We start from the raw sequence: 24,554 nt of genomic DNA on the forward strand, positions 1-24,554 counted from the left end.
GTTATTTCCTCCTTAGATTATTCAGCTTCAGCAGCAAACAACTCGATTGCTTTTGAATCAGCTGTAAGAGTGATGATAGCTTTTTTAGTTTTTGAAGTGAAACCTGTGTAACGACCAACACGTTTTGCTTTTGGTTTAACTGTCACAGTGTTTACACTTGCAACTTTTACTCCGTCAAATGCAGCTTCAACAGCTTGTTTGATCAAAAGTTTGTGTGCACGTGTGTCAACTTCAAATGTATATTTCCCTGCTTCAAGAGCAACCATTGATTTCTCAGTGATAACAGGTTTTTTGATTACGTCATACAAATTCATTATGCAAGAACCCCCTCGATTGTAGAGATTGCTTCTTTAGTAACAAGAAGTTTGTCTGCGTTAACGATATCAAGAACACTTGCAGTAGTTGCAGTAGCAACTGTAACGTTTGGAAGGTTACGCGCTGAAAGTGCAGCAAATTCGTTACCTTCTTCAAGGATTACAAGTACTTTTGAATCAATGCTAAGTGCTGAAAGAACTGACGCAAATTCAGCAGTTTTTGGAGCTGCAAATGAAAGGTTTTCTACAGCTACAAATTTATCTTCAGCAACTTTTGCTGAATAAACTGATTTCAACGCAAGGCGACGAACTTTTTGTGGAAGTTTGTAGCCGTATGAACGTGGAGTTGGTCCAAAGACAACACCACCACCACGCCATTGTGGTGAGCGGATAGAACCTTGACGAGCGCGTCCAGTTCCTTTTTGACGCCATGGTTTACGTCCACCACCAGATACTGCTGAACGGTTTTTAACCGCGTGAGTTCCTTGGCGAAGGCTAGCGCGTTGGCTGATTACAACATCAAAAACAACTGATTCGTTTGGTTCAATACCGAAGATAGCTTCGTTAAGCTCAACTGAGCTAACTTCTTTACCAGTTTGGTCAAATAGTTTAACGTTTGCCATTTTAACTGTTTTCTCCTTTCTTATTATTTAGCAGCTTTAACTGCTGATTTGATAGTGATAAGAGATTTCTTAGCACCTGGTACGTTACCTTTGATGAGGACAACGTTTTTCTCTGGGATAACTTGTACAATTTCAAGGTTTTGAACTGTTACACGGTTACCACCCATACGTCCTGCCAAGCGTTTGTTTTTGAAAACGCGGTTAGGCGCAACAGGTCCCATAGAACCTGGACGACGATGGTAACGAGAACCGTGAGCCATAGGACCACGTGATTGACCATGGCGTTTGATAACACCTTGGAAACCTTTACCTTTTGATGTCCCTGTGACGTCAACAACATCACCAGCTTCAAATTGTTCTACAGATAATTCTGCACCAACTTCTAAGCCTTCAATGTTTTTGAATTCACGAATGAAGCGCTTAGGAGCTGTGTTTGCTTTTGCAACATGGCCTTTGGCAGGTTTGTTACTCAATACTTCACGTTTGTCATCAAAACCAACCTGAACTGCTTCGTAACCGTCTGTTTCAACAGTTTTAACTTGAAGCACAACGTTTGGAGTTGCTTCAATGACAGTAACAGGGATGAATTCGCCTGATTCAGTGAAGATTTGAGTCATTCCCACTTTTTTCCCTAAGATTCCTTTTGTCATGAGAAAATATTTCCTTTTCTTATTTTATTTCAAAAAGTTTTTTATGAGCGTTTTTTGTGCTCAAAAAAGTTTTTTACGAGCGTTTTTTGTGCTCAGAAATCAAATTAAAGTTTGATTTCTACGTTGACACCACTTGGAAGATCAAGTTTCATCAAAGCATCAACAGTTTTTTGTGTTGGGTTGATGATGTCTACCAAACGTTTGTGTGTACGCATTTCAAACTGTTCGCGAGAATCTTTATATTTGTGAGTCGCACGAATAATTGTGTAAAGACTGCGTTCAGTTGGAAGCGGAACTGGTCCAGCAACTGTAGCACCTGTACGTGTTGCAGTTTCAACGATTTTTTCTGCCGCTGTATCAAGTGTACGGTGTTCGTACGCTTTCAAACGGATACGGATTTTTTTGTTTGCCATCTTTTCTCCTCTCGTCTATTTACGATAATAGGCTAGCTCCTCAAGAAAACCAACACGAGTTGCGTGGCAATGCAACCTAGCGTGTCGCAACCTCTTGCATCATAGCTAAAGCTGTTCATACACAGCACCAGTATATGATATCAAAAAAAAACAGCACACGCAAGCATTATTTTATTTTTTTTCAAAAAAAATGCAACCATTTCTGGTTACATTTTTTGAATATATCGATGATAGCGAACTTTCAAAAACAGCCACCTAAAGATATTATCTGCTATCGTAGCCATCCAAACCCCAAGCAAACCTAATTCAAAAACTATTCCTAATAAATAACCAAGAACTACTCTGATTAACCACATGCCTATAGTCGTTGTGTAAAATGGGAGTTTAGCATTTCCTAATCCTTGCCAAGCTGCTGTATAAACCAAGGTCCCAATAGTAGCAGGTACTCCTACGAAAGATAGCAAAATAACAATCAAACTTCCTTTAATGGCAGAAGGATTATTTGTAAATAACTGTGTCAATGGTTTGCCTGCAAGAAGCATAAAACTTGATATAAGGATCATTAGAACTAAGCCAATATAATACGAACTTTGAATAGTTTCTTCTATAGATTCTCTATTTTTTTGTCCTACATATTTTGCAGTTAGGATAATTGTAGCAGTTGCGATGCCAAGTCCTGGCATATAATTAAATTGTGTCAAGGTTTCTCCAATAGCATTTCCCGCTACAACATTTGTACCTAACTGAACAACAATAGCAACTATAACAACATCTCCAGCTCGCATCATCAGACGTTCTCCTGCTGATGGTAAGGCAAGATTCCAAATTTGTGCACTGATTTTCCAAGTCATTCTTTTTATTATCTTTTTAATAGGAAGATACTTCGCAAGGATACAAATACCAATTAATCTTGCGATAAGAGTTGATACTGCCACTCCGACCAAACCATAGCGCCACTCAAAAATAGCAAAACCTGATAAGACTGCATTGAGGAAATTGACAAAAATACTGACATACATTGGTAAACGAGGTTGCCCTTGCACACGTAAAAATGAGCCTAGGGTGGTTAACATTCCTAAAGTAACAACACCTCCACCCACAATTGCTAAATATAAACCACCAACTTGTGCGACACTTTTTGTTGTCCCTAAAAGTTTAAAGAAAGTTTGTCCAAAAACAATCGAGATAATTCCTAACACTGCCCCTATCAGTAATGTTAGGAAAATGGCTTGAGAACATACTAAAATTGCATCATCTTTCTCACTACCTGCTAACGACTTGGCCAATAGACTTGCTATACTCGCCCCTAAAGCTATAAAAATAGCTTGATAAACAGTAATTATATTATTAGCAACTGAAACACCTGATACTGCTACAACACCTAACTGAGCCACTAGATAATTATCAACTACTCCCATGAGCATTTGTAAGATATTTTCAATCATAGCTGGTATAGCTAACTGAATAATCTCTTTACTATAACGCACAGTATCTCCTTTCTATTACCCAGAATCATTAAAAAGAGAGTGATGGGAAAATTTCTAAAATGTTTCTTTCTCACTCTAAATATTTTAAAACAATCGTATTTTTATTATTGTTTCAAACCTAGACACTCTTCAACCGTTTCTCGCATATTTGAGGTAGGTACTACCGTTCTATGGATTACTTCGGCCTTTTGTAGATCTGTAACCGCCCTAGGTAAAGAAACACCTGACAAATCGTTTAAGATTGAAATAGCAGCGAAATCCTGTATCTCTTCTTTATTTGTAATAGCCTTTGTAACAACACACGGGAACTTATAAGGACTTGCTGTCGACACAATTACTGTTGGAGTTTGATCTTTAGTTTCTGTCTGATAAGCTTGATAAACAGCTGATGCTACAGCTGTATGCGGATCCTCTATATACTGATACTGGTCAAATAAACGTTTGATGTCTAATTCAACAAATTGTTCTGTCGCAAATCCCGCTACAAAGCTCTCTAAAATATTTGCTTGCCTAGCCTCTAAGGCATACTCCCCAGTAGTCACTAAATCTTCCATTAATTTTTTAGTCGTTTCTGCATCATCGCCTAAAAGGTGAAAGATTAATCGTTCTAGATTAGAGGAGACCAAAATATCCATAGAGGGACTTGATGTCACTTTAAATTCTCGATTTTTATCGTAGGTTTGTGTCTTAAAAAAATCTGTTAGAACGTTATTATCATTTGAGGCACAAATGAGTTTGGTAACAGGTAATCCAATTTGACTAGCATAATATGCTGCTAAAATATTACCAAAATTTCCTGTAGGTACACTAAAATTAATTGGTTGACCAATTGAGATTTCCTTTGACTTAACTAATTGAGCATATGCATATATATAGTAAACAATTTGAGGAACAAGGCGACCGATGTTCATTGAATTGGCTGATGATAACTGCATATGCTGCTGTGATAATTTTGATCGAAGAATGGAATTATTGAACATTTCTTTAACCGAAGTCTGTGCATCATCAAAATTTCCTTCAATCGCAACAACATGAGTATTTTGCCCGGCTTGTGTTATCATCTGCAATTCTTGAATATAACTAACACCATTTTTAGGATAAAAGACAATAATCTCAGTTCCTGGAACATCTGCAAAACCTGCCATCGCTGCCTTGCCAGTGTCACCTGATGTTGCTGTTAAAATAACTATTTTATTATCAACCCCTTGTTTTTTGGCTGCTGTTGTTAGCAAATAAGGAAGAATGGATAAAGCCATATCTTTAAATGCAATTGTAGGACCGTGAAATAATTCAAGGTGATACCGGTCTCCAATCTTTACTATCGGGGCTATTTCAGTTGTATCAAATTTAGTATCATAAGCTTGACTAATACAGTAATCCAATTCTTGTTCAGTAAAATCATCAAAAAAAGCTGACAAAACGAGTTTAGCCACTTCTTGGTAGGAAGCATCCTTAAGTTTAGTGAAATCTAAATCAACTTTTGGAAATGTGATGGGGGTAAAGAGTCCTCCATCGTCAGCTAATCCCTTTAGAATCGCTTGACTAGCTGTCACTTTATTACTAGCATCACGTGTTGATTGATATACTATTGCCATAAGAATCCCTCTTTATATAAATATCTTTTAGTTATTGTAACACAATTTAATAACATGTCCATTGTTCGTTATATAATTAACCCCCTTTATTAAAATAAAGGGGGTTCGTAACATCATTATCACTTTGTAAAGTCAAGAACTTTACGTCCTTGAATCAATCCTCTTTCCATTTCATCGAATACTTGAGGAGCTGTATCCACAGGCACTTTTTCAACCACCGGTACTACCAAGCCTTCTGCTCCAAATGCGAAGGCTTCTTCTAAGTCTTTACGAGTTCCAACTAAGGAACCAACCACGCGAATCCCATCAAGTACTGTTTTTACAATACTCAATTCCATATATTCTGATGGAAGACCAACAGCTACCACTGTACCTCCAGCACGAACGCTGTCAATCGCCTGATTAAACGCAACTTTAGAAACAGCAGTCACAACCACTCCATGACAACCGCCTGTCTTTTCTTGAATATAGGCCGCAACATCTTTTATTTCTTTGCCATTAACTGTCAAATCTGCTCCAACCTCTTTAGCTAATTGAAGTTTATCTGCGTTAATATCAACAGCTACAACATGAGCATTGAATACTTTTTTTGCATATTGGACTGCTAAGTTTCCAAGACCACCTGCACCATACACTGCAATCCACTGACCAGGAGCAGCTCCAGCTTCTTTGATAGCCTTGTATGTTGTTACTCCAGCACAAGTGATTGATGATGCTTGAGCTGGGTCTAATCCCTCAGGAACCTTAACCGCATAGTCCGCGGTAACAATAGCGTATTCACTCATACCACCATCAACACTGTATCCAGCATTTTTAACACTACGACAAAGCGTCTCACGTCCTGTAGTACAGTATTCGCAATGACCGCACCCTTCAAAGAACCATGCAATAGAGACACGATCACCAACCCTCAAAGACGTTACGCCTTCTCCAATTTCTTCTACTATACCAATGCCTTCGTGACCCAAAATGCGTCCTGGTACCTGTCCGAAATCTCCATGTGCAACGTGTAAATCAGTATGGCATACACCACAGTATTCTACTTTTACAAGCGCTTCACCATGACCAACTTTTGGAAGATCATGCTCAACAACTTCAACACCTGTACTAGCTTGATTAACAACAACCGCTTTCATGATAAAACCTCCTAGAAATAAATATATCTTATTTTGTAATCGTTTACATTTTATATTGTATTATTCTTCACAAACTATGTCAAGTGATTTTCAGAAAATTTTTTGAAAATGTTCTTAACTGGTTAATCTTTTTGAAACTAAAAATCCCACTCAATAGAGTGAGATTCTTCGACTGTTGTTACTTACGGCGTCCTGGACGTTCCTCATAACCATAATAAGCATCTTCGATGATTTCTTGCATGTGATCTACCATCGGAAGGCGTGGATTTGCTGGTGAACATTGATCTTCATATGCTAAGAAAGCTAGTTCACGAGATTTTTCTTTCCATTCTTTTTCATCAATGCCTTGGTCGCGGAAATTCATCTTAATACCTAAACGTGTTCCAAGGTCATACACAGCTTTTGCATATGATTCGACAGCTTCTTCTGGTGTTGCTGCTGGTAAGCCGAGTAATTTAGCGATATCTTGATACTTTTCATCAGCACGATAGTAATTGTACTTAGGCCATGTTGCTGTTTTAGCTGGACGAGTTCCATTATAGCGGATAACATACGGCAAAAGAATTGCATTTGTACGTCCGTGTACGGTATGGAATTGTGCGCCAATTTTATGCGCCATTGAGTGAGAAATACCTAAGAATGCATTGGCGAAAGCCATACCTGCCATAGTTGACGCATTGTGCATCTTTTCACGTGCTTCAAAATCAGCATCTTTTACTGAGCGTTCTAAGTAGTCAAACACAATTTTAATTGCTTGAAGGGCAAGTCCGTCTGTATAATCATTTGCCATCTGTGAAACATAAGCCTCTGTTGCATGTGTCAATACATCCATACCCGTATCAGCCGCAATAAAACCAGGAACAGTCATAACAAGGGCCGGATCAACGATAGCTACAGTTGGTGTTAATGAATAATCAGCGATTGGATATTTACGATTATTTGCTTTGTCAGAAATAACGGCAAATGGTGTCACTTCAGAACCTGTTCCAGAAGTTGTTGGAATAGCAACAAATTTTGTTTTCTTACCAAGTTCTGGGAATTTGAACGCACGTTTACGGATATCCATGAATTTTTGAACGAGGTCATGGAAATCAACTTCTGGTTGTTCATAGAAGAGCCACATAACTTTCGCAGCATCCATAGGAGAACCACCACCTAATGCAATAATAGTGTCTGGTTTGAAGGTACGCATCAAATCTGTTCCTTTCATTACTGTTGTAATGTCTGGATCTGGTTCTACTTCAGCAAAAATCTGATAAACAACTTTATTGCGACGAAGATCAAGTTGTTCAATGATACGATCCAAGAAACCAAGCTCAACCATGGCGTGATCTGTAACAATCATGACACGTTCAACATCGCGACATTTTTGCAAATATTGAATAGAATCACGTTCGAAGTATGTTTTTGAAGGGACTTTAAACCATTGCATATTATTTCTACGTCTTCCTACTTTTTTGATATTCAAGAGATTTATAGCACTAACGTTATCACCAACTGAGTTACGTCCATACGAACCACAACCAAGAGTCAATGATGGCAAGAAAGCATTGTAAACATCCCCAATACCACCAAAAGTAGAAGGAGAATTCCAAATAACACGGATAGCACGAATTCTAGTTCCAAATTCACGAGCTAAGTCTGCATCTTTTGTATGAATAGCAGCTGAGTGCCCTAGACCATTAAACTCAACCATTTGACGAGCTTTTTCAACACCATCTTCTGTAGATTCAGCTTTCAATACTGCAATAACAGGTGATAGTTTTTCACGTGTCAAAGGTTCTTTTTCACTAACTTCAGTACATTCTGCGGCAAGAATATTTGTTCCTTCTGGAACAGTAAATCCAGCTTGTTCAGCAATCCAAACTGCTGATTTTCCAACAATATTTGGATTTAATTTTGCACCAGCACAGTTTTTGCTATTTGCTTTTGCACCAAAACAGAATTCTTCAAGAAGAGCTTTTTCTTTCTTATTAACGAAATAGGTATGATAAGATTTAAATTCTTCAACAAATTCTTTATAAATTTCTTTATCAATAATAACAGCCTGTTCTGATGCACATACCATACCGTTATCAAATGATTTAGACATAACAATATCGTGAGCAGCTTGACGGATATTAGCTGATTTTTCAACATAAGCTGGAACATTCCCAGCACCTACACCAAGGGCAGGTTTCCCACATGAGTAGGCAGCTTTAACCATCGCATTACCACCTGTCGCAAGGATAGTGGCAATACCATCATGATTCATCAAAGCATTAGTTGCATCAATCGATGGTTGTTCAATCCATTGGACACAATTTTCAGGAGCTCCAGCAGCAATAGCAGCATCACGAACAATACGTGCTGCATGTGCTGATGATTCTTGTGCTGATGGGTGGAAGGCAAAAATAATTGGATTACGTGTTTTAAGAGAGATTAATGACTTGAAAATAGCAGTTGAAGTCGGGTTGGTTGTTGGCGTAATACCACAGACAACTCCCACTGGTTCAGCAATTAATGTCAAGCCTGTGACATCGTCTTCTTCAATAACTCCCACTGTCTTTGTATGACGCATGTTGTTAACGACGTGTTCACATGCAAATAAATTTTTTGTCGCTTTATCTTCAAAGACACCACGACCAGTTTCTTCTACTGCATGAAGAGCAAGTTCTCCATGGGCATCCAAGGCTGCAACAGAAGCTTTAGCTACAATATAATCAACTTGTTCTTGATTAAGTTGACGCATCTCATCAAGTGCTTTTAAACCATTTTGAACCAATGTATCAATTGCAAGAGCAACATCTGTAGTTTCTACTGCTTTAGTTTTTTCAGTCATTTGAGACTCCTTTTGATTTGTTAAATGTTTCACAAATTTGTTTACGAGATTATTATAGCATATTTAAAAACTTTGTAAATAGTTTCACAACTTTTTTGTGAACTTTTTTTCAATCTTTCGGAAATATTTCTTGAAAGCGCTTTAATTATATTTGTTTTTTCATTACTAATTTTCAGATTAAAGCCAATCGATTTCATTTGTATCACCATAAACGGAGATATCTATTATTCGTTTTCACAAAAAAAGCCGAGTACATGACTCGGACTTGTTTATTTTGCAGCTCGTTGAGCTGATTTTTGAATAGCTTTTTTGACGTTACTAACATATAAATCAGCCCCTGTAGTATCGCTATCACTATAATGCACACCATCTGTATTTCCCCAGATTTCTGGATGTTCTGTCGCAACCTTATACCAGTCAGCAACCGTTATGTAATTATATTTTTTCATTAGCGAGAGTTCATAATCACGCACTGTCGTAACTTGACTCATATTTTTAGCATTATAAGGTGTTACTATAATCAAACGGTGTCCCTTAGGCAAAGATTTAATAAATTGGCTCAAGTCTGTCTTGTAGTTATCTAATGAATTCACACCAACTGCCAAAACAACAATTTTGGACAAGGCTTTATTTTGAATACGGTTTTCAAAAATATCAAATGATTTACTAAAATTACGACTCACCGCAGCATCTAATTGTACTTCTGGTAACAATTTATTAAAAGCAGCACTTGACCTTAAGGCAACTGAATCTCCGATTACTGTCACATCACTAAGAGCACCTGCATCCCCTGCGGCTAGTGTATGTGTTCGGTTAGTATTTGTTCTAGCTTGTTGTAACGAATTCTGCAATAATTCTGTCTCAAAACTACCTATACTTGGAGCTGTCAACATTGTCACTACAGTAATAAGAGTTAGTACCCCTCCGATACTAAATAACCACTTTTTGTAAGGCAACAAGTCAAATTCATAATCAAGGAATTTAGGTTTTCTACCTAAAATAAAAGGTTCAATGATATAAAATGATAATGTTGAGAAGACTGCTGATAATACTACTGTCAAAATAACAGCTATCCAGTTTGGGGATAAACGACTAAAAATAATATAAAATGGCCAATGAAAAAGGTACATACCGTAACTGATATCAGCAAGATAAGTAATCACGAAAGGTTCTGAAATATCTGGTGTATGCTCGTGTAAAATACGTGCATTGTAAATCATTACACTAGCAAAAATGCTAGACAATACAAAACCAAAAAGATATGTTAGCCGATTATCAAAATCAAGTGCAAAAGTTAAAATCATTAGACCAGCAAAAGCACTACCCATCATGATTAAATTATGCTTCAAAGTCAGATTTTTGATATTTTTCTTGAATCGTCCGGTGATCTCTCGAATACCAGATATTGTAGCCACCATCGCTCCTAAAAAGAACGGAAATATATGTGATAATGTAGAGAAATATATCGTTGAAAAATTATCAACGAAAAAGGCTCTAACAAACATGGTAAGGAAACTGACTCCAAAAACTCCCATGGAAATAAGGAACAAAGTCCCCCTCAATTGCTTTTGATCTTTTGATCTTTTTGATAAGAGCCATACCGTTAAGCCCCATAAAACATAAAAATGGACTTCAATAGAAAGACTCCAGGTATGCACAAATAAGTGAGGGATAAATTGACTTTCGTAGTTACCACCAGTCAAGATTTCGTAAAAGTTGCTGGTAAAACCTAAAGCAGTCATAATTTGAGAGCCAATACTTGCTCTAAAATCGCTTTTAACCAGAAATACAAAAGGTATTGTCAGCAAAACCATCAATACTAATGGTGGGAAAATACGGTAAAAACGTCTACGACAAAAACTAACAAAATCAATTTTTTTCGTTTTAGAAAATTCATCAATCAACAAGGCCGTAATCAGAAAACCAGAAAATGTAAAGAAGATGTCAACACCAACAAATCCTCCTGGAAAACTATTCTTAAAGAAATGGTAAAGTAAAACAAGTAGTAGTCCTGTTATACGTACCAAAGAAAACCATTTTATTCTCATTTTTGATAAATCCCCTGTTTAAATGTCCCCTTATAGACTTTCTTATTTTTAGCATTGAGGCGACCTTGTCCATCAGGTTGACCTTTTTTAAAGTCACCTGTATAAGACCAGCCATGAACTGAAACAAATGTTCCTTTCCCTTCAAAGACCCCATTTACAAAATCGCCCTTATAGTAATCCCCATTCTCATAGGTTAATTTACCTTTACCAGTCATATGGTGATTAACAATAGAGCCCACATATTTTATCTTACCGCCATCATAGCTAAGGACTCCTTGACTAGAAGTCGTTAAGGTAAATACTGATAAACCAAAAACAACAATAATTATCAAAGATAATATTTCTAGATGAGTTCGTGTTATTTTAAAATTCTTCATTTCTACTTAATCTCTACTATTATTTATTAGCGTTAACCACTGTTTACAGCCATCATTGACTAGACGATAGGTTTCCTCAAAATCACCAGTATACCATGGATCAGGAACACCACCATCACAAAAAAGGCTAATCTTATCATCATAGGTTCCTTGTGATAGAGCTTTTAAATCCTTGACATTTTGCTCATCCATACCGATGATATAATCAAAATATGCTAAATCGTCTTTAGAAATAGGTTGTGACCCTTTATCGTTAGTGTAAGGAATTTGATAACGCTGCAAAATCGCTTGCGTTCCCCTATGTATAGGATTTCCATGCTCCCATGTTGAAGTCGCACGACTCTCAACCGAGAGGCTATCCTCCTTATCTAAATTCGCCATAACAAACTCAGCCATAGGGCTACGGCAGATATTTCCAAGACAAACAAAACAGACTTTCTTCATAGCAAACTCCTTTTGGTCTATTATAACAGAAAAAAGGTACTTATAATACGTTTAACTGCTCAAAGAATAACTACAACATATCTAATACTTAACATTGCATGAAAATTAAAAAATTAAGACTAGATACCCTAGCCTTAAAATGACTTATGTTTTATTTATCAAATCGCTGATAACCTAAATGTTCGTATGCCTTATCCGTAGCTACACGACCGGTACGGGTACGCATAATAAAACCTTTTTGAATTAAATAAGGTTCGTACATGTCTTCAACAGTATCTCGTTCTTCAGCAATATTAACGGATAGAGTTCCTAAACCAACAGGACCTCCATTATACATTTCAATCATGGTTCTTAAGATTTTTTGATCGACGTAATCAAGCCCCTCGTGATCAACATCTAACATCGTTAATGCTTTATCTGTAATATTGTCATCTATCAAACCATCTCCCATGATTTGAGCATAATCTCGAACACGTTTCAATAAACGGTTAGCGATACGTGGCGTTCCACGACTGCGACGCGCTAATTCAGAAGCAGCTTCATAAGTAATTTTCATTTCAAAAATGTCTGCTGTACGCTCAATAATTTCTGTCAAATCATTTTCTTCATAATACTCCATATGCCCTGTAATACCAAAGCGAGCACGTAAGGGATTAGATAACATACCTGCACGTGTCGTTGCACCAATTAAGGTAAAGGGCGGCAAATCTAGATGAACACTTCTACTAGTTTCTCCTGCACCGATCATAATGTCAATATAAAAGTCTTCCATTGCACTATAGAGCACCTCTTCAACCGCCATCGGCATACGATGAATTTCATCAATAAAAAGAACATCACCTGGTTCTAAATCATTTAAAATGGCTACTAAATCCCCTGATTTTTCAATTGCAGGACCTGATGTTTGTTTGAGATTGACACCCAACTCATTAGCAATTACAAATGCCATGGTTGTTTTCCCTAAACCAGGAGGGCCAAATAATAACACATGATCCAATGACTCATCACGCAATTTAGCAGCTTCAATAAATATTTTTAGCTGATCTTTAACCTTATCTTGTCCAATATACTCTCTTAAATACTGCGGACGAAGTGTACGTTCTACCAATTCTTCGTCACCCATTGCATCACTATCTAAAAATCTTGTCATGATATTATTATAACATTTGTATAGGAAAAGTTAAGAACTAAGTTGGTGTATTAGTATCTCCCTTATTTAAAGAAGGTAAGTGATACATATAATTTATCTACACTAACAAACGATAGATAGGGTGGACTATGCTAAACTACTTTAAAATATTTAGAAGTCATAGACCCCACCACCCCATTGTTAACAAAGTTCCAACAAGTTTAATAACTAAAGTCATCTGATTTACTCCTTACTTAATTTGTAAACACAGTATATCAATGACTGACATTTATCTACATGACATCCTTGTCATGTTAAATCTTTATTCCACTCCTCTATTAATTTTCCTTTTAAATATAGATCACCTATTAACTCTGCAAATAGAATTGATTGTTTAAAACATGTTTCTGCTTTTGTTCTATCTTTTTCAATAATTAATAAATATTTCCACTCTATTAAGCTTAGTATTGGTCTTTTTTGAAAATCATGGATTTCTGTCATAATAGCATTACTTCTATGAATAATTTGCTGTACATATTTTTTCTGCTTAAATTGAAAAGCTAATTCGACATGATTTAATAAAACGTTGTTCAATTGAAAATTATCCTCAGGAAGTAAATTATCTTGCTCTAACAATTTTGACATAATAAAATGATAGTTCTCTAAAGAATACAAGCTCTTCATTCCATAGTTAATAGAAAAGCAAAGTAAATATAAATCTATCATAACAAAATCATTTGTGGTATATTCCTTTTTTTTCTTAATTTGATCAAAGTAGTCATGTAAAATAGTGATTCCAAAATTATCATTAACAGAAAAATGAACATCTAATTTTGATTGCATACAATCAATAATTAGTCTTTCATCTTCTGGGAGCTCCTCATAAAATACTTCATAGATTTCATCAAAATATGCTTCTCTAACTGCAAGTCTATTAGCATCTCCGTAAGTCGGGGTACGCAACAATTTGTACTTCAACTCTTTATACCGTTTAGGTAATTCTAAGCTCTCTCCTCCTGTTAAAATATCCAATTTTACATTCAATTGTTTAGCTATGTAGTGAGCTTTAGTCAAGTTTGGAATTGACTGTCCACTTTCAATCCTAGCTAATTGTCTTACAGATAACTCAGTTTCATCACCACAAAAATCTTCGCGAGTAATATTTCTAGTTACTCTCAAATTTCTTACTTTACTACCAAAATGTTTTAACATTTTCCTTTAAAAACTAACTCCTAAATTTTTCTTCTTATTATATATTATCATAATAAACTCATTTTAAGTATGTTTTTTTAATATTAATTCCTTTTAAATCAATAAAAATTCCATTACTGGTTAAAAAAACGTTAACCGGTAATGGAATTTTCTTATTTTTCTAATCCTAGTCTTTCAAAAATATCATCAACACGTTTTGTGTAATAAATCGGATTAAATAGTTCATCAAGTTCTTCCTGTGTAAGACAAGAGGTAACTTTGGTGTCTTCTTCTAAAAGTGGTTTGAAATCCACTTGATTGTCCCAGGAATAAGCTGTCTTAGGTTGAACTAAGTCATAAGCTTCTTCTCGTGTCATTCCTTTTTCAATCAATTTGAGCATAACACGTTGACTATAAATCAAACCAAAAGTTGATTCCATATTGCGCATCATATTTTCCGGGAAGACAGTCAAGTTCTTAACAATATTGCCAAAACGGTTGAGCATGTAGTCAATCAAGATAGTTGTGTCTGGTGTGATGATACGCTCAGCTGATGAGTGCGAAATGTCACGCTCGTGCCAAAGTGCCACGTTCTCATAAGCTGTCACCATGTGACCACGAATCACGCGCGCTAGCCCAGTCATGTTCTCTGAACCGATCGGGTTGCGTTTGTGAGGCATAGCAGAGCTACCTTTCTGACCTTTGGCAAAGAACTCTTCAACTTCACGTTGTTCTGATTTTTGCAGACCACGAATCTCTGTCGCCATACGTTCGATAGATGTTGCAATACTTGCAAGCACTGCAAAATATTCTGCGTGGAGATCACGTGGAAGAACCTGTGTTGAAATTTCTTGCGGACGGATGCCTAATTTGTCACAGACATATTGTTCCACGAATGGAGGAATGTTAGCAAAGTTACCAACGGCACCTGAAATCTTACCAGCTTCCACACCTGCGGCAGCATGTTCAAAACGCTCAATATTACGTTTCATCTCGCTGTACCAAGTCGCCAACTTAAGACCGAAAGTCGTTGGCTCAGCGTGAACACCGTGGGTACGACCCATCATGATGGTGAACTTGTGCTCCTTAGCCTTGTCAGCCACGATATTTGTGAAATTCTCAAGATCACGACGGATAATGTCGTTAGCCTGCTTGTAGAGGTAACCGTAGGCAGTGTCCACCACGTCAGTCGATGTCAAACCGTAGTGCACCCACTTGCGCTCCTCACCAAGCGTCTCAGAAACCGCACGAGTGAAAGCCACCACATCGTGACGCGTGTCCTGCTCAATCTCAAGAATGCGGTCAATGTCAAAATCCGCCTTCTCACGAATCTTAGCCACATCCTCCTTAGGAATCTCACCCAACTCGGCCCATGCCTCGTCAGCCAAAATCTCGACCTCCAACCAAGCACGGTATTTATTTTCCTCTGTCCAAATTGCCGCCATCTCAGGGCGTGAATAACGTTCGATCATGTTATTGACTCCTTTATTTCTTTTTGTTTGATTGAAATATACAAACTTATGCCATCTGTCAGTTTATCTATATACTCTTGATATACGATATAGTTGTCTGGATAAGTGAATTTGTCATCATCCCCTTTTTTCCAACCTCATCAATATTATCAAGCAACTGTTTTAGTAATTCGAATATTACTGGAGCTTTTCCATCATTACTGTCTTTATCACCCAGAACTTCAAGTATTTCATAATTTTTTAATTTAGCCTGTTCTTGACTTTTTTTAGCTTCCATATATTTATTATGTAGTTCTCCACACATTTCATGAGGTGACTTAGGGTCCAAACTCTCCTTAATATTTAATTTTGGTAAATTGTTCATATCTGGATTTTCCTCAACAAATAAAACTCTAAGATATGTCACACATCCTATAAAATCCGCATAGGCATTTTCTTTTTCTTCTGAAAACGTTCCTCTTGGTGAAGAATAATCTGCCTTTAATATAAAACGATATGATTTTAAAATATCAATAAGACCTTGGCTCGTGTCGTTAATCCATTTTTGTTGAGATTTAAGTAAAATATCAGATTTTATTTGTCTTTTTAAATTTTCTTCGGAAGCTAAAATTTGTCTTTCATTATTTTCTTTAGTTTCAGCTAATTGACGATTCAAATTTTCCTGTGAGGCTTTATTTTGTTTTTTCGTTGTGTGCAATGTTAACCACGTATTAGCAATAAGAGCTAGTACAGTTAATAATGAAGTTATTGAAGACCAAAGAAAAACTCCGTTTTGATCAAAAAAAATTTTTCCCCAATTCATCATTATTCCCCTTTCTCTTCCTTCCCACTCTTCTTCCCTTCTCTCCCCTTATAACGTTTACGTATCGTATTCAGTTGGACTTTAAGATTTTGCAGATCTACATTATTTTGTTGTCCGTAAGCAAGGATGGCGATAAGGTCAATCAGGTAGTCGTAGCTTGCTCTTAGTAATTTTTTCTGCTTGAGACTTGCTCCGACTTTAGTGTCTGTCTGCTCTTCCAAGCGTGCTTGGTTGGTTTTGGTAAATTGTTGCTGCGCAGCTTTTAGATTGTCAAAATGAACAGTAAGGTTTAGACTTGTCAAGGCTGCTTGCTTTTCAGGCTCTGCCATTTTCTCAAAAAAGCGTGTCAACTGAGCTGTCTCTTCTTCATAGGTTAAGTTGGTGACATTCTTATGTTCGGCAAGCACTTGAGAGAGCTGTTTATAGGCTTGTCAATCTCTTTCCCCTCAACATAGGCGTAGGATTTCACAAAATTGACCAGCGTTTGATAAGCTCTGTCACGTTTTTTGTCTGCTTCGTCCAAGTCCTTCACCAAATCAGAGGCTACCTTGCCTTTTTGCACCGCTTGAAAATCCGCTTGTGCTGTCTGCAAGTTGTTAGCGTGAGCGGTCAAGAGCAACTCTCCCTTGTGGTCTTTGACATAAGCCAAGACTGCTGTCGCTGTATCGGCAGAAAGTTGAGAGAGTTCGTCGGATTTTAGACTTTGTGTGACTAAATTCTCTATACCATACGTTTTTAAGTTCATTCCTTTTCTCCTATCTATTTAAAGTTATTATCATGAGTTTTTAGCAACTTAGTACTGCTATCAGTTTATAATAGCTTCTTTTCCCATCAAACAGACTAGTTTAACTTTATAATGGTTCAAACTTATCTTCAGGCTAACCTGTATAACTTTATATTGGTCTATTTTATGGTTAAACCAACCTTTATAAAGTTAGGGTGGTGTGGTTTAGGGGTGGGGAGAACGTTTATTTTCTTAATACTCTCCTTGTTAGTTTAACCTATAATTTTTTACTATTAACTCCTAAATTAATTTTTTGAGCACTAATATAAATATTCTAACAACTTGAGAGGGATATTTTATCCACCATGTACTCTCCACATATTTATCATACTTCCCTTCTTCACTTAAAATAATATTTTCAAAGATTTCGTTCCCCATTATCCTATTCTCATACTTCTCTCCTCCATAAAAAATACAATCTCTCAGCTCACAATATTGTACATCACTTGATAACTTAATTCTTGAACAGATATCTTTTGCTTTTGATTCACCCAATTTAATTTTCAAAGTAATGATTATTGTTCCAAGTGAGTATGATGCCAATACTAAAAATCTTACTACCGATAATTCAGAAGTTGCTGAATTAAGTTCATAAGAAACAGAAAGTTCTCTAAACCTATTCATAATATCGAGAATACCTGGATGTTCTTTTACAAAAGATAAAATATCAGAAGATATATTTGCACTCTCAAGTAGTGGAATTGTTATTGGCTGAGCTGCAAAACTGTCTTTTAAAGTATCTAACATATAGTATTTAAAAATATACTCTAAAAGAAGAGGAACTAACAAGGTAGTCAGAACACCAAAAATCCATGTACTACTAGTTATCTTTCGTAATGAATGTAAGGGCAATAATATTGTTAAAATAATATACGAAATCAAAACGACTATAATATAAATAACAATTGCTTCAATACTAGAATATGAACCAACATAATCTACAGTACAAACTATTACCAGCCAAGGTAAGAGATAATAATAAAGTCCAGTTAAATAATTCCGAACAGCAAGTACAATTCCAAACATTGCTATATAAAGAGCTCCAATTATCAGTAACTGTCCCCACCCCATAGATTGAATATCGAAGAGTTTAGTTATTATTGAAAAAATAAAGACTACTATAATAAATGCAATATTTGTTAAAGCATAAACCGCATTACCTAATTCACGACGTTTTTGTAAATCTGTTTTGTAGCCTTTTTCCGTAACAAAAAAATAATCTCTATTTCTAATATGTTTAAACAATTCATACTTTAATTTTATCCATTGAAATAAGTTATTTCTCCAAACAAATACTAATCCAACAATGATAATTACAGCTAAAAATTTAGAAAAAAATTATTTTGTACAAAGAGGTATGCTGCTAAATAACCCATCCCGTAAGAAATTAAGTGTTTTGTTTCTTGTCTCAAATCTCTTCCCCTAAAACTCCTCCACCTCATCAGGCACATCACTAAACACCGTCACATGTCCCATTTTGCGGTTATGTTTCGCTTCTAGTTTACCATACATGTGGAGGTGGGCGCTAGGGTTTTCGACAATATAGTCAGTTGCTTGCTGAACGTGTTGTCCGAGAACATTGAGCATGACGGCTGGAGCATGGAATTTGATTGGTGGGAGAGGTTGCCCCAGTACACCCAAGATGTGGGTGTCAAACTGTGAAAAGTCGCAGGCTTCGATAGAATAGTGCCCTGAGTTGTGGGGGCGTGGGGCGATTTCATTGACGATGATGTCGTCTGCGGTCGCAAACATTTCCACACAGAGGGTTCCTGATAGCTGGAGTTTCTTGGCAATCTGCACCGCCATTTCCTTAGCCATGTCAGCTAGTTGGTCTGAGATGCGAGCTGGTACGATGGTTTTTGAAAGGATATTGTTGCGATGGATATTTTCCTGAACTGGAAAGACCGTCACATCCTGACCATTTCCAGACACGATGACTGAGATCTCAAGATCGAAATTGACAAACTCTTCCAAGACACACTCGGCTGAGTTGGCTAATTGCTGCGCCTCTGGCAGGTCTTCTGCTGAGCGGAGAACCTTTTGCCCATGACCATCATAACCACCTGTCGCTGTCTTGAGGACATAGGTCTTGGTCAAGTCAAGCCCCTCTAGGTCAAGGCTAGACGTCACCACCTTGTAAGGAGCGACAGTCACACCAGCCTTATTTGCCAGAAAGTCTTTTTCAAAGATACGGTTTTGAGAAATGCGGAGCAAATCAGTCCCCTGCGGTAGCTGACCAGCCGATACAACGGCATCCAGACCGTCGGCATCGACATTCTCAAACTCATAAGTCAAAACATTACAACGCGCAGCTAATTGTCCCAAAGCCTCAACATCATCGTAAGGCGCCACAATCACCTCGCTAACGCGGGAGGCAGGGCAGTCGCTAGCAGGATCCAGCGTGATAACCTTGTGGCCCATGTAGATAGCCGCAATCGCCATCATCTGCCCCAGCTGACCACCACCGATAATCCCAATGGTCTTAAATGAGTTCATTGCTTGACTCCTCTGCGATTTTTCCTTGTCCCTCATGGAAATGAGCTAGCGCATCAGCCAGATTTTGGTCCTCGATAGAGAGGATACGGAGGGCTGTCAGGGCAGCGTTAGTCGCTCCCGCTTCTCCGATAGCCATGGTTGCCACAGGCACACCGCCAGGCATCTGCACAATGGAATAGAGCGAATCCAAACCTGAAAGGGCACGTGATTTGACAGGCACACCAATAACAGGCAGGGTTGTTTTAGCTGCCACCATACCAGGCAAGTGGGCTGCCCCACCTGCTCCAGCGATGATAATCTTGATACCACGACCACGTGCCTCCTCAGCATGCTTGAACATGAGGTCAGGCGTGCGGTGGGCAGAGACGACTTTCTTCTCGTAAGCAATGCCAAAGTTATCTAGAACTTCAGTCGTTTTTTGCATGGTTGTCCAGTCGGATTTGGAACCCATGATAATAGAAATAATTGGTTGCATAATATTAAGATACAAAGGGACGTTTCGACTTGTCGAAAATTTTCGTAGAAAAATATGCGGTAAGTCCGAAATCTTTGATTTCGAAGACGCACCCACGTCAGGGCGACTAGGTGCTTTAGCAGCAGACGCCTACGACGCAAAAATCTGACGAAGATGCTTTAGCATCTAGGATGATTTATCTTTTTCACTAGAAAATTAGTCCCGTGTTCAGTTCCTTTCTTCTTTCTTTTTGGAGCGACCTTCGGTCGCTGATTGCTGACGCTAATATTTGAATGAGTAGTCTTATTACTTAATAGCTTTGCTTCCGATGTCGTTTCGGTAGAAGAGGCCTGTGGTGTCTTGTTGGGCTAGTTGGGTATAGATTTTGTCCTGCCCTGCTTTGACGCTGTCTTCTGTGGTGACAAGCATATAGACTCGTCCACCGTTTGAGAGCAGTGCTTTGCCATTTTCCGCAAACTTAGCTCCCGCATAGTAGGTGATGATGTCGCCGTCGGTCTTTTCAGGCAATGGCACGCCTTTCTCGTAATCGAGCGGATAGCCTTCAGAAGCAACGACAACGCCAAGAGTCACGCCGTCCTTCCCCCAAGTGATGTAAGGCTCGATGCCCATCATGATGTCGTCAATGTTCTGAGCGAAATCGGAAGTCAGGCGAGGGAGGATAACCTGAGTTTCAGGGTCACCGAAACGTGAGTTGAACTCGATAACCTTAGGACCATCAGCTGTCAGGATAAGCCCCGCATAGAGGATACCTAGATAAGGACGCCCTTCGGCAATCATACCCTCAAGGACAGGCTTAACAATAGTCTCAACCGCCGTATCCACCACGCTCTGAGGCAGGTGGGGAACTGGCGCATAGGCACCCATACCGCCTGTGTTTGGCCCCTTGTCACCGTCATAAGCACGCTTGTGATCCTGAGCTGTCGGCATGATGTAGAACTTGTCGCCATTAGCGAAGGCAAAGAGGGAGAACTCCTCGCCATCCAAGAATTCCTCGATAACCACACGCGCTCCTGAGTCGCCAAACTTGTTGTCTAGAAGCATCTCTTGCGCCGCCTCTACCGCCTGCTCAACGGTTTCAGCCACGACCACACCCTTGCCTAACGCCAAGCCGTCAGCCTTGACCACGATTGGTGCGCCCTGCTCTTCGATGTAGGCTTTAGCTTTTTCAAAATCTGAAAATGTGCCATAGGCTGCTGTTGGGACATTGTATTTAACCATGATTTCCTTGGCAAAGTCTTTTGACCACTCTAGCTCCGCTGCTGCCTTGGTTGGACCAAAAGCTCTGAGTCCAGCACTGTTGAAATCATCAACGATACCAGCTGCTAGCGCATCATCAGGACCAATAAAGGTCCAAGCAATCTCATTCTCCTTAGCAAAGTCAATCAGCCTAGAATGTTCGTAAATTCCGATGTTTACCAAGTCTAGACCATCCAAGGTCATACCATCATTACCAGGTGCCACAAAAACCTGATCCACATTCTTAGACGCTAACAACTTCTTAGCAATCGCATGCTCACGACCACCAGAACCAACAACAAGCAATTTCATATCAGAGTAACTCCTATTAAATAATATAAAAAGAAATTTACAATAAAAACGTATTATTTATAAAATTATAACACATTTGTTCGCTTTTAAGTTTTTTTATTGCATCTTTTTTGAAAAATTAATAACATAACATATACTTCACATATATTATGTTATTAATCCTTCATATTGCTATTTAAAACTTATCATTGCTGTTTCTTAGAACTTAGTTTGGTCCCTCGCTAACTTTATGTTATACTGAATATGTTAAGCGCTTTCTTAAAGAGGAGAGGACCGTGTATTATGACTATTTATGACCAAATTGAGTCTGCTCTTGATTTAATGACTGATTTAGAACGTGAAATTGCTTGTTATTTTATGGGGCAACCCATTTCAAAAGACGCTCTTGCTTCTACCATTGTCACTAAGCAACTACACATTTCACAAGCAGCCTTAACGCGTTTTGCTAAAAAATGTGGGTTTAAAGGCTATCGTGAATTTGTTTTTGAATATTTAAAAAGCCATGAGACCATCAGTCAACAATTATACGGTCTTCAAAATGACAACACTAAGAAAGTATTTATGAATTATCAAGAGATGGTTTCTAAATCCGCTGATATTATTGATGAAGAACAGCTTCTAGAAGTATCACATATGATTGAGCAAGCTGATCGTGTTTATTTTTATGGCAAAGGGAGCTCATCGCTAGTAGCTAAAGAATTTAAAATACGCCTTATGAGGCTGGGAGTGATTTGTGAGGCTTTGGATGATACAGATAGTTTCTCATGGACTAATAGTATTGTTAATGATAGATGCCTCGTCATTGCCTTCTCACTTTCTGGGAACACCAACTCTGTTATTGGTGCCTTAAAAATCGCAAGTTGTCACGGAGCTAAAACCGTTCTATTTACAAAACAACCTCACACAATTGACTATGCTTTTGACAAGATTATTCAGGTGGCCTCTGCTAGGCATTTAGACTACGGCAATAGAATTTCGCCTCAGATCCCAATGTTAATCATGGTAGATATTATCTATGCACAATTTTTAGATATTAATAAAATAGAAAAAGAGCGAATTTTTAGAGAAACCATTATTCAACGCTAAATGAAAATCGAGTAGAAATAATCTACTCGATTTTTTGCTTCGTAAATTGACTTCCTGTCAGTTGATCAAAAATATAGTCTTTTACTTGCACTGTCATTGGATCATGTCCATAGTCTGGTAATAAAAGATGCTTTTTAGTTGATGTCAGACGGTTAAAAATGGCAAATTGAGTTGATGGAGGACAAATATCATCTTTTAAGGCTGTTAGTAAAACAACTGGGCAAGAAATCCTATGTGCAAAATTTTTAACATCAATATAAGCCAAAGTTTTTAACACACTATTCTCTGTTTTATGAAAAGGATCGCTATATTTAAAATAGCGGAAGAGTTCGTCATAAGGCTCACTGACATTCCCTAAATCTAATACTCGTCTAAAGTCTGACAAAAATGGGTAAACAGCAACGGTCTTGACGATTTTGGGATTAAGAGCTGCAGCTATCAAAGCAAGTGCTCCACCTTGAGACCAGCCATAACTATAAAGTTGATTACTATCAACACTCTCTAATGTAGCAATGATATCAATCAATTGGAAAACATCAAGATAAATGTCTTTATAAAAAAGATGATTTGGTCCTGAGATCATTCCTCGCACAATCTGGCCCTTAACTGTAATGCCATCAAAATGCCCCTTGTCTTGAGACTGTCCAGCTTGACCTCGAACATCCATTGAAACAACGCCGTAACCTGCTGCTACATAATTAAGTTGGTCACTCCAGTCAGGACTTTGGTTTTGGTAACCATGAAAATAAAAAACTACAGGATAGGGTTTATTTGTTTTAGGGAATAAACATTTGGCATAGACAATAGAGTTATTGCTGCCTTTAAAATGAAGATCATAAGCTTGTGCAAAAGTAATATTGAAATCTTTTTTGTCTAGACGATACTCAATATTCCCTTGATATTTCATTGTTTGTTTTTTCCAGAAGTCATCAAAATCCTCGGGAATTTGGTCTTGACCTAGGTATTCTCTCATGTCATCTAGCGACATTGTTTCAATCATATACCCGTCACCCCCTGTTTTTAAAATGGTAGTAAGCTCCTAGCATACCAGCTTGGTTTTCGTGTTGTGCAAAAACTATTGTTGTTTTTTCAGCAAGACTTGTCACAAGATTTCGTTTCAAAGATTCACTAAGTTTATCTTGTAAATAATCTTTTTGAGCCATGATTCCACCACCTAAAACAACTTTTTCAGGATTTACCACATAAACCATATTAGCGATTCCTTGGCCAAGGTAGTTTATCATACGATCTATACTTGCAATACATTTTTCATTGCCTTCTTTAGCCTCCTGAAAAATACGACGTCCATCCCATCGGCTAATTTCATCTCCATGCGCTTTAGCAACATCAGCAATCAGTGCAGTTGTAGAGGCTAAATCTTGAAAATCACCATCTGAAAGGTGCATATAGCCAACTTCACAAGCAGAATTACTAAAGCCATGAAAAACTGTTTTATCAATAATCAGACAACCACCAATACCTGTTCCAATAGTAAGACAAAGCGCTATTGAACTATCTTTGGCACTACCTGAGACAGCTTCAGCTAATCCTGCACAATTAACATCATTTTCAATTTCTGTGCGTACTTGATAAGTGTCTTCTAAAACTTTCTTAAATTGTGTCCCAGCATAGTTTGGAATTTGAGGACCAGAGTAAAATATAC

24 protein-coding genes are annotated in these 24,554 nt (G+C 37.8%); 1 reads left to right on the top strand and 23 read right to left on the bottom strand.

What is annotated here, in order from left to right:
• Window positions 1–17: 17 nt before the first annotated feature.
• From HMPREF9171_RS103220 to purD, 21 genes are all read right to left on the bottom strand, one after another.
• Entirely contained in the window at window positions 18–314 is a 297-nt protein-coding gene (locus tag HMPREF9171_RS103220; RefSeq protein WP_001055343.1) for a 50S ribosomal protein L23, read from the bottom strand.
• Window positions 314–937: a 50S ribosomal protein L4 gene (rplD, locus tag HMPREF9171_RS103215; RefSeq protein ID WP_000024418.1), complete on the bottom strand. Its 624-nt coding sequence runs from the start codon at window positions 935–937 to the stop codon at window positions 314–316. Before rplD ends, HMPREF9171_RS103220 begins: the two co-directional genes overlap by 1 nt.
• Before the next feature lie 23 nt (window positions 938–960).
• Window positions 961–1,587 carry a 50S ribosomal protein L3 gene (gene rplC, locus HMPREF9171_RS103210; protein ID WP_000160205.1) on the bottom strand — a complete coding sequence of 209 codons (627 nt, stop codon included), beginning with the start codon at window positions 1,585–1,587 and terminating at the stop codon, window positions 961–963.
• A 104-nt stretch (window positions 1,588–1,691) separates the two neighbouring features.
• The gene (gene rpsJ / locus HMPREF9171_RS103205; protein WP_001284518.1) at window positions 1,692–2,000 is read right to left on the bottom strand and encodes a 30S ribosomal protein S10; all 309 of its coding nucleotides are present in this window, start codon (window positions 1,998–2,000) and stop codon (window positions 1,692–1,694) included.
• A gap of 206 nt (window positions 2,001–2,206) precedes the next feature.
• A complete protein-coding gene (locus HMPREF9171_RS103200; protein ID WP_001270712.1) occupies window positions 2,207–3,487 on the bottom strand; it encodes an MATE family efflux transporter in 1,281 nt (426 codons plus the stop codon).
• A 104-nt stretch (window positions 3,488–3,591) separates the two neighbouring features.
• Complete coding sequence (thrC, locus tag HMPREF9171_RS103195; protein WP_001029131.1) at window positions 3,592–5,082, bottom strand: threonine synthase; 1,491 nt, start codon at window positions 5,080–5,082, stop codon at window positions 3,592–3,594.
• Between the two features lie 119 nt (window positions 5,083–5,201).
• Window positions 5,202–6,218, bottom strand: coding sequence for an alcohol dehydrogenase AdhP (gene adhP, locus HMPREF9171_RS103190; RefSeq protein WP_000649193.1), 1,017 nt, complete (start codon window positions 6,216–6,218; stop codon window positions 5,202–5,204).
• 178 nt (window positions 6,219–6,396) lie between these two features.
• Window positions 6,397–9,039, bottom strand: coding sequence for a bifunctional acetaldehyde-CoA/alcohol dehydrogenase (gene adhE / locus HMPREF9171_RS103185; protein WP_000137036.1), 2,643 nt, complete (start codon window positions 9,037–9,039; stop codon window positions 6,397–6,399).
• 269 nt (window positions 9,040–9,308) lie between these two features.
• Window positions 9,309–11,087: an acyltransferase family protein gene (locus HMPREF9171_RS103180; RefSeq protein WP_001220906.1), complete on the bottom strand. Its 1,779-nt coding sequence runs from the start codon at window positions 11,085–11,087 to the stop codon at window positions 9,309–9,311.
• Window positions 11,084–11,464 (bottom strand): MORN repeat-containing protein, encoded by a 381-nt coding sequence (locus tag HMPREF9171_RS103175; protein ID WP_000787702.1) that lies wholly within the window; start codon window positions 11,462–11,464, stop codon window positions 11,084–11,086. The genes HMPREF9171_RS103180 and HMPREF9171_RS103175 overlap by 4 nt, the downstream gene beginning before the upstream one ends.
• A gap of 6 nt (window positions 11,465–11,470) precedes the next feature.
• A complete protein-coding gene (locus HMPREF9171_RS103170; RefSeq protein ID WP_000754818.1) occupies window positions 11,471–11,908 on the bottom strand; it encodes a low molecular weight protein-tyrosine-phosphatase in 438 nt (145 codons plus the stop codon).
• A gap of 151 nt (window positions 11,909–12,059) precedes the next feature.
• Complete coding sequence (gene ruvB / locus HMPREF9171_RS103165; protein WP_000196633.1) at window positions 12,060–13,058, bottom strand: Holliday junction branch migration DNA helicase RuvB; 999 nt, start codon at window positions 13,056–13,058, stop codon at window positions 12,060–12,062.
• A gap of 288 nt (window positions 13,059–13,346) precedes the next feature.
• Entirely contained in the window at window positions 13,347–14,249 is a 903-nt protein-coding gene (locus HMPREF9171_RS103160) for a helix-turn-helix domain-containing protein (RefSeq protein WP_000912098.1), read from the bottom strand.
• A 152-nt stretch (window positions 14,250–14,401) separates the two neighbouring features.
• Window positions 14,402–15,700 (bottom strand): adenylosuccinate lyase, encoded by a 1,299-nt coding sequence (purB, locus tag HMPREF9171_RS103155; protein ID WP_000572889.1) that lies wholly within the window; start codon window positions 15,698–15,700, stop codon window positions 14,402–14,404.
• Between the two features lie 67 nt (window positions 15,701–15,767).
• Window positions 15,768–16,502, bottom strand: coding sequence for a hypothetical protein (locus HMPREF9171_RS00400; protein ID WP_248671256.1), 735 nt, complete (start codon window positions 16,500–16,502; stop codon window positions 15,768–15,770).
• Between the two features lie 2 nt (window positions 16,503–16,504).
• Entirely contained in the window at window positions 16,505–16,909 is a 405-nt protein-coding gene (locus HMPREF9171_RS103150; protein ID WP_228305700.1) for a DUF6261 family protein, read from the bottom strand.
• Window positions 16,876–17,247: a hypothetical protein gene (locus tag HMPREF9171_RS103145; protein WP_001872566.1), complete on the bottom strand. Its 372-nt coding sequence runs from the start codon at window positions 17,245–17,247 to the stop codon at window positions 16,876–16,878. The genes HMPREF9171_RS103150 and HMPREF9171_RS103145 overlap by 34 nt, the downstream gene beginning before the upstream one ends.
• Before the next feature lie 279 nt (window positions 17,248–17,526).
• Entirely contained in the window at window positions 17,527–18,531 is a 1,005-nt protein-coding gene (locus tag HMPREF9171_RS103140) for a hypothetical protein (protein ID WP_000472458.1), read from the bottom strand.
• Between the two features lie 177 nt (window positions 18,532–18,708).
• A complete protein-coding gene (purK, locus tag HMPREF9171_RS103135; RefSeq protein ID WP_001084001.1) occupies window positions 18,709–19,782 on the bottom strand; it encodes a 5-(carboxyamino)imidazole ribonucleotide synthase in 1,074 nt (357 codons plus the stop codon).
• Window positions 19,769–20,257 carry a 5-(carboxyamino)imidazole ribonucleotide mutase gene (gene purE, locus HMPREF9171_RS103130; protein WP_001182533.1) on the bottom strand — a complete coding sequence of 163 codons (489 nt, stop codon included), beginning with the start codon at window positions 20,255–20,257 and terminating at the stop codon, window positions 19,769–19,771. Before purE ends, purK begins: the two co-directional genes overlap by 14 nt.
• Window positions 20,258–20,542: 285 nt before the next feature.
• Window positions 20,543–21,805 carry a phosphoribosylamine--glycine ligase gene (gene purD, locus HMPREF9171_RS103125; RefSeq protein ID WP_000772176.1) on the bottom strand — a complete coding sequence of 421 codons (1,263 nt, stop codon included), beginning with the start codon at window positions 21,803–21,805 and terminating at the stop codon, window positions 20,543–20,545.
• Between the two features lie 282 nt (window positions 21,806–22,087).
• Here purD and HMPREF9171_RS103120 point away from each other — a divergent pair, with 282 nt between their 5' ends.
• Complete coding sequence (locus HMPREF9171_RS103120; protein WP_000158188.1) at window positions 22,088–22,891, top strand: MurR/RpiR family transcriptional regulator; 804 nt, start codon at window positions 22,088–22,090, stop codon at window positions 22,889–22,891.
• 22 nt (window positions 22,892–22,913) lie between these two features.
• Here HMPREF9171_RS103120 and HMPREF9171_RS103115 read toward each other — a convergent pair whose 3' ends face one another.
• On the bottom strand, window positions 22,914–23,891 hold the full coding sequence (locus tag HMPREF9171_RS103115) for an alpha/beta fold hydrolase (protein WP_000573450.1): 978 nt from the start codon (window positions 23,889–23,891) through the stop codon (window positions 22,914–22,916).
• Window positions 23,892–23,898: 7 nt separating this feature from the next.
• Window positions 23,899–24,554: ROK family protein (locus HMPREF9171_RS103110; protein ID WP_000520050.1), on the bottom strand; the 656-nt coding region annotated here is incomplete at its 5' end.

Origin of the sequence: Streptococcus agalactiae ATCC 13813, assembly GCF_000186445.1 — a bacterium.
Lineage (GTDB): Bacteria > Bacillota > Bacilli > Lactobacillales > Streptococcaceae > Streptococcus > Streptococcus agalactiae.

Excerpts from the sequence above, each read along its gene's own strand:
- HMPREF9171_RS103220 (WP_001055343.1), bottom strand. The coding sequence starts at position 314 with ATGAATTTGTATGACGTAATCAAAAAACCTGTTATCACTGAGAAATCA.
- rplD (WP_000024418.1), bottom strand. The coding sequence starts at position 937 with ATGGCAAACGTTAAACTATTTGACCAAACTGGTAAAGAAGTTAGCTCA.
- rplC (WP_000160205.1), bottom strand. The coding sequence starts at position 1,587 with ATGACAAAAGGAATCTTAGGGAAAAAAGTGGGAATGACTCAAATCTTC.
- rpsJ (WP_001284518.1), bottom strand. The coding sequence starts at position 2,000 with ATGGCAAACAAAAAAATCCGTATCCGTTTGAAAGCGTACGAACACCGT.
- thrC (WP_001029131.1), bottom strand. The coding sequence starts at position 5,082 with ATGGCAATAGTATATCAATCAACACGTGATGCTAGTAATAAAGTGACA.
- adhP (WP_000649193.1), bottom strand. The coding sequence starts at position 6,218 with ATGAAAGCGGTTGTTGTTAATCAAGCTAGTACAGGTGTTGAAGTTGTT.
- adhE (WP_000137036.1), bottom strand. The coding sequence starts at position 9,039 with ATGACTGAAAAAACTAAAGCAGTAGAAACTACAGATGTTGCTCTTGCA.
- HMPREF9171_RS103180 (WP_001220906.1), bottom strand. The coding sequence starts at position 11,087 with ATGAGAATAAAATGGTTTTCTTTGGTACGTATAACAGGACTACTACTT.
- HMPREF9171_RS103175 (WP_000787702.1), bottom strand. The coding sequence starts at position 11,464 with ATGAAGAATTTTAAAATAACACGAACTCATCTAGAAATATTATCTTTG.
- HMPREF9171_RS103170 (WP_000754818.1), bottom strand. The coding sequence starts at position 11,908 with ATGAAGAAAGTCTGTTTTGTTTGTCTTGGAAATATCTGCCGTAGCCCT.
- ruvB (WP_000196633.1), bottom strand. The coding sequence starts at position 13,058 with ATGACAAGATTTTTAGATAGTGATGCAATGGGTGACGAAGAATTGGTA.
- HMPREF9171_RS103160 (WP_000912098.1), bottom strand. The coding sequence starts at position 14,249 with ATGTTAAAACATTTTGGTAGTAAAGTAAGAAATTTGAGAGTAACTAGA.
- purB (WP_000572889.1), bottom strand. The coding sequence starts at position 15,700 with ATGATCGAACGTTATTCACGCCCTGAGATGGCGGCAATTTGGACAGAG.
- HMPREF9171_RS00400 (WP_248671256.1), bottom strand. The coding sequence starts at position 16,502 with ATGAATTGGGGAAAAATTTTTTTTGATCAAAACGGAGTTTTTCTTTGG.
- HMPREF9171_RS103145 (WP_001872566.1), bottom strand. The coding sequence starts at position 17,247 with ATGAACTTAAAAACGTATGGTATAGAGAATTTAGTCACACAAAGTCTA.
- purK (WP_001084001.1), bottom strand. The coding sequence starts at position 19,782 with ATGAACTCATTTAAGACCATTGGGATTATCGGTGGTGGTCAGCTGGGG.
- purE (WP_001182533.1), bottom strand. The coding sequence starts at position 20,257 with ATGCAACCAATTATTTCTATTATCATGGGTTCCAAATCCGACTGGACA.
- purD (WP_000772176.1), bottom strand. The coding sequence starts at position 21,805 with ATGAAATTGCTTGTTGTTGGTTCTGGTGGTCGTGAGCATGCGATTGCT.
- HMPREF9171_RS103120 (WP_000158188.1), top strand. The coding sequence starts at position 22,088 with ATGACTATTTATGACCAAATTGAGTCTGCTCTTGATTTAATGACTGAT.
- HMPREF9171_RS103115 (WP_000573450.1), bottom strand. The coding sequence starts at position 23,891 with ATGATTGAAACAATGTCGCTAGATGACATGAGAGAATACCTAGGTCAA.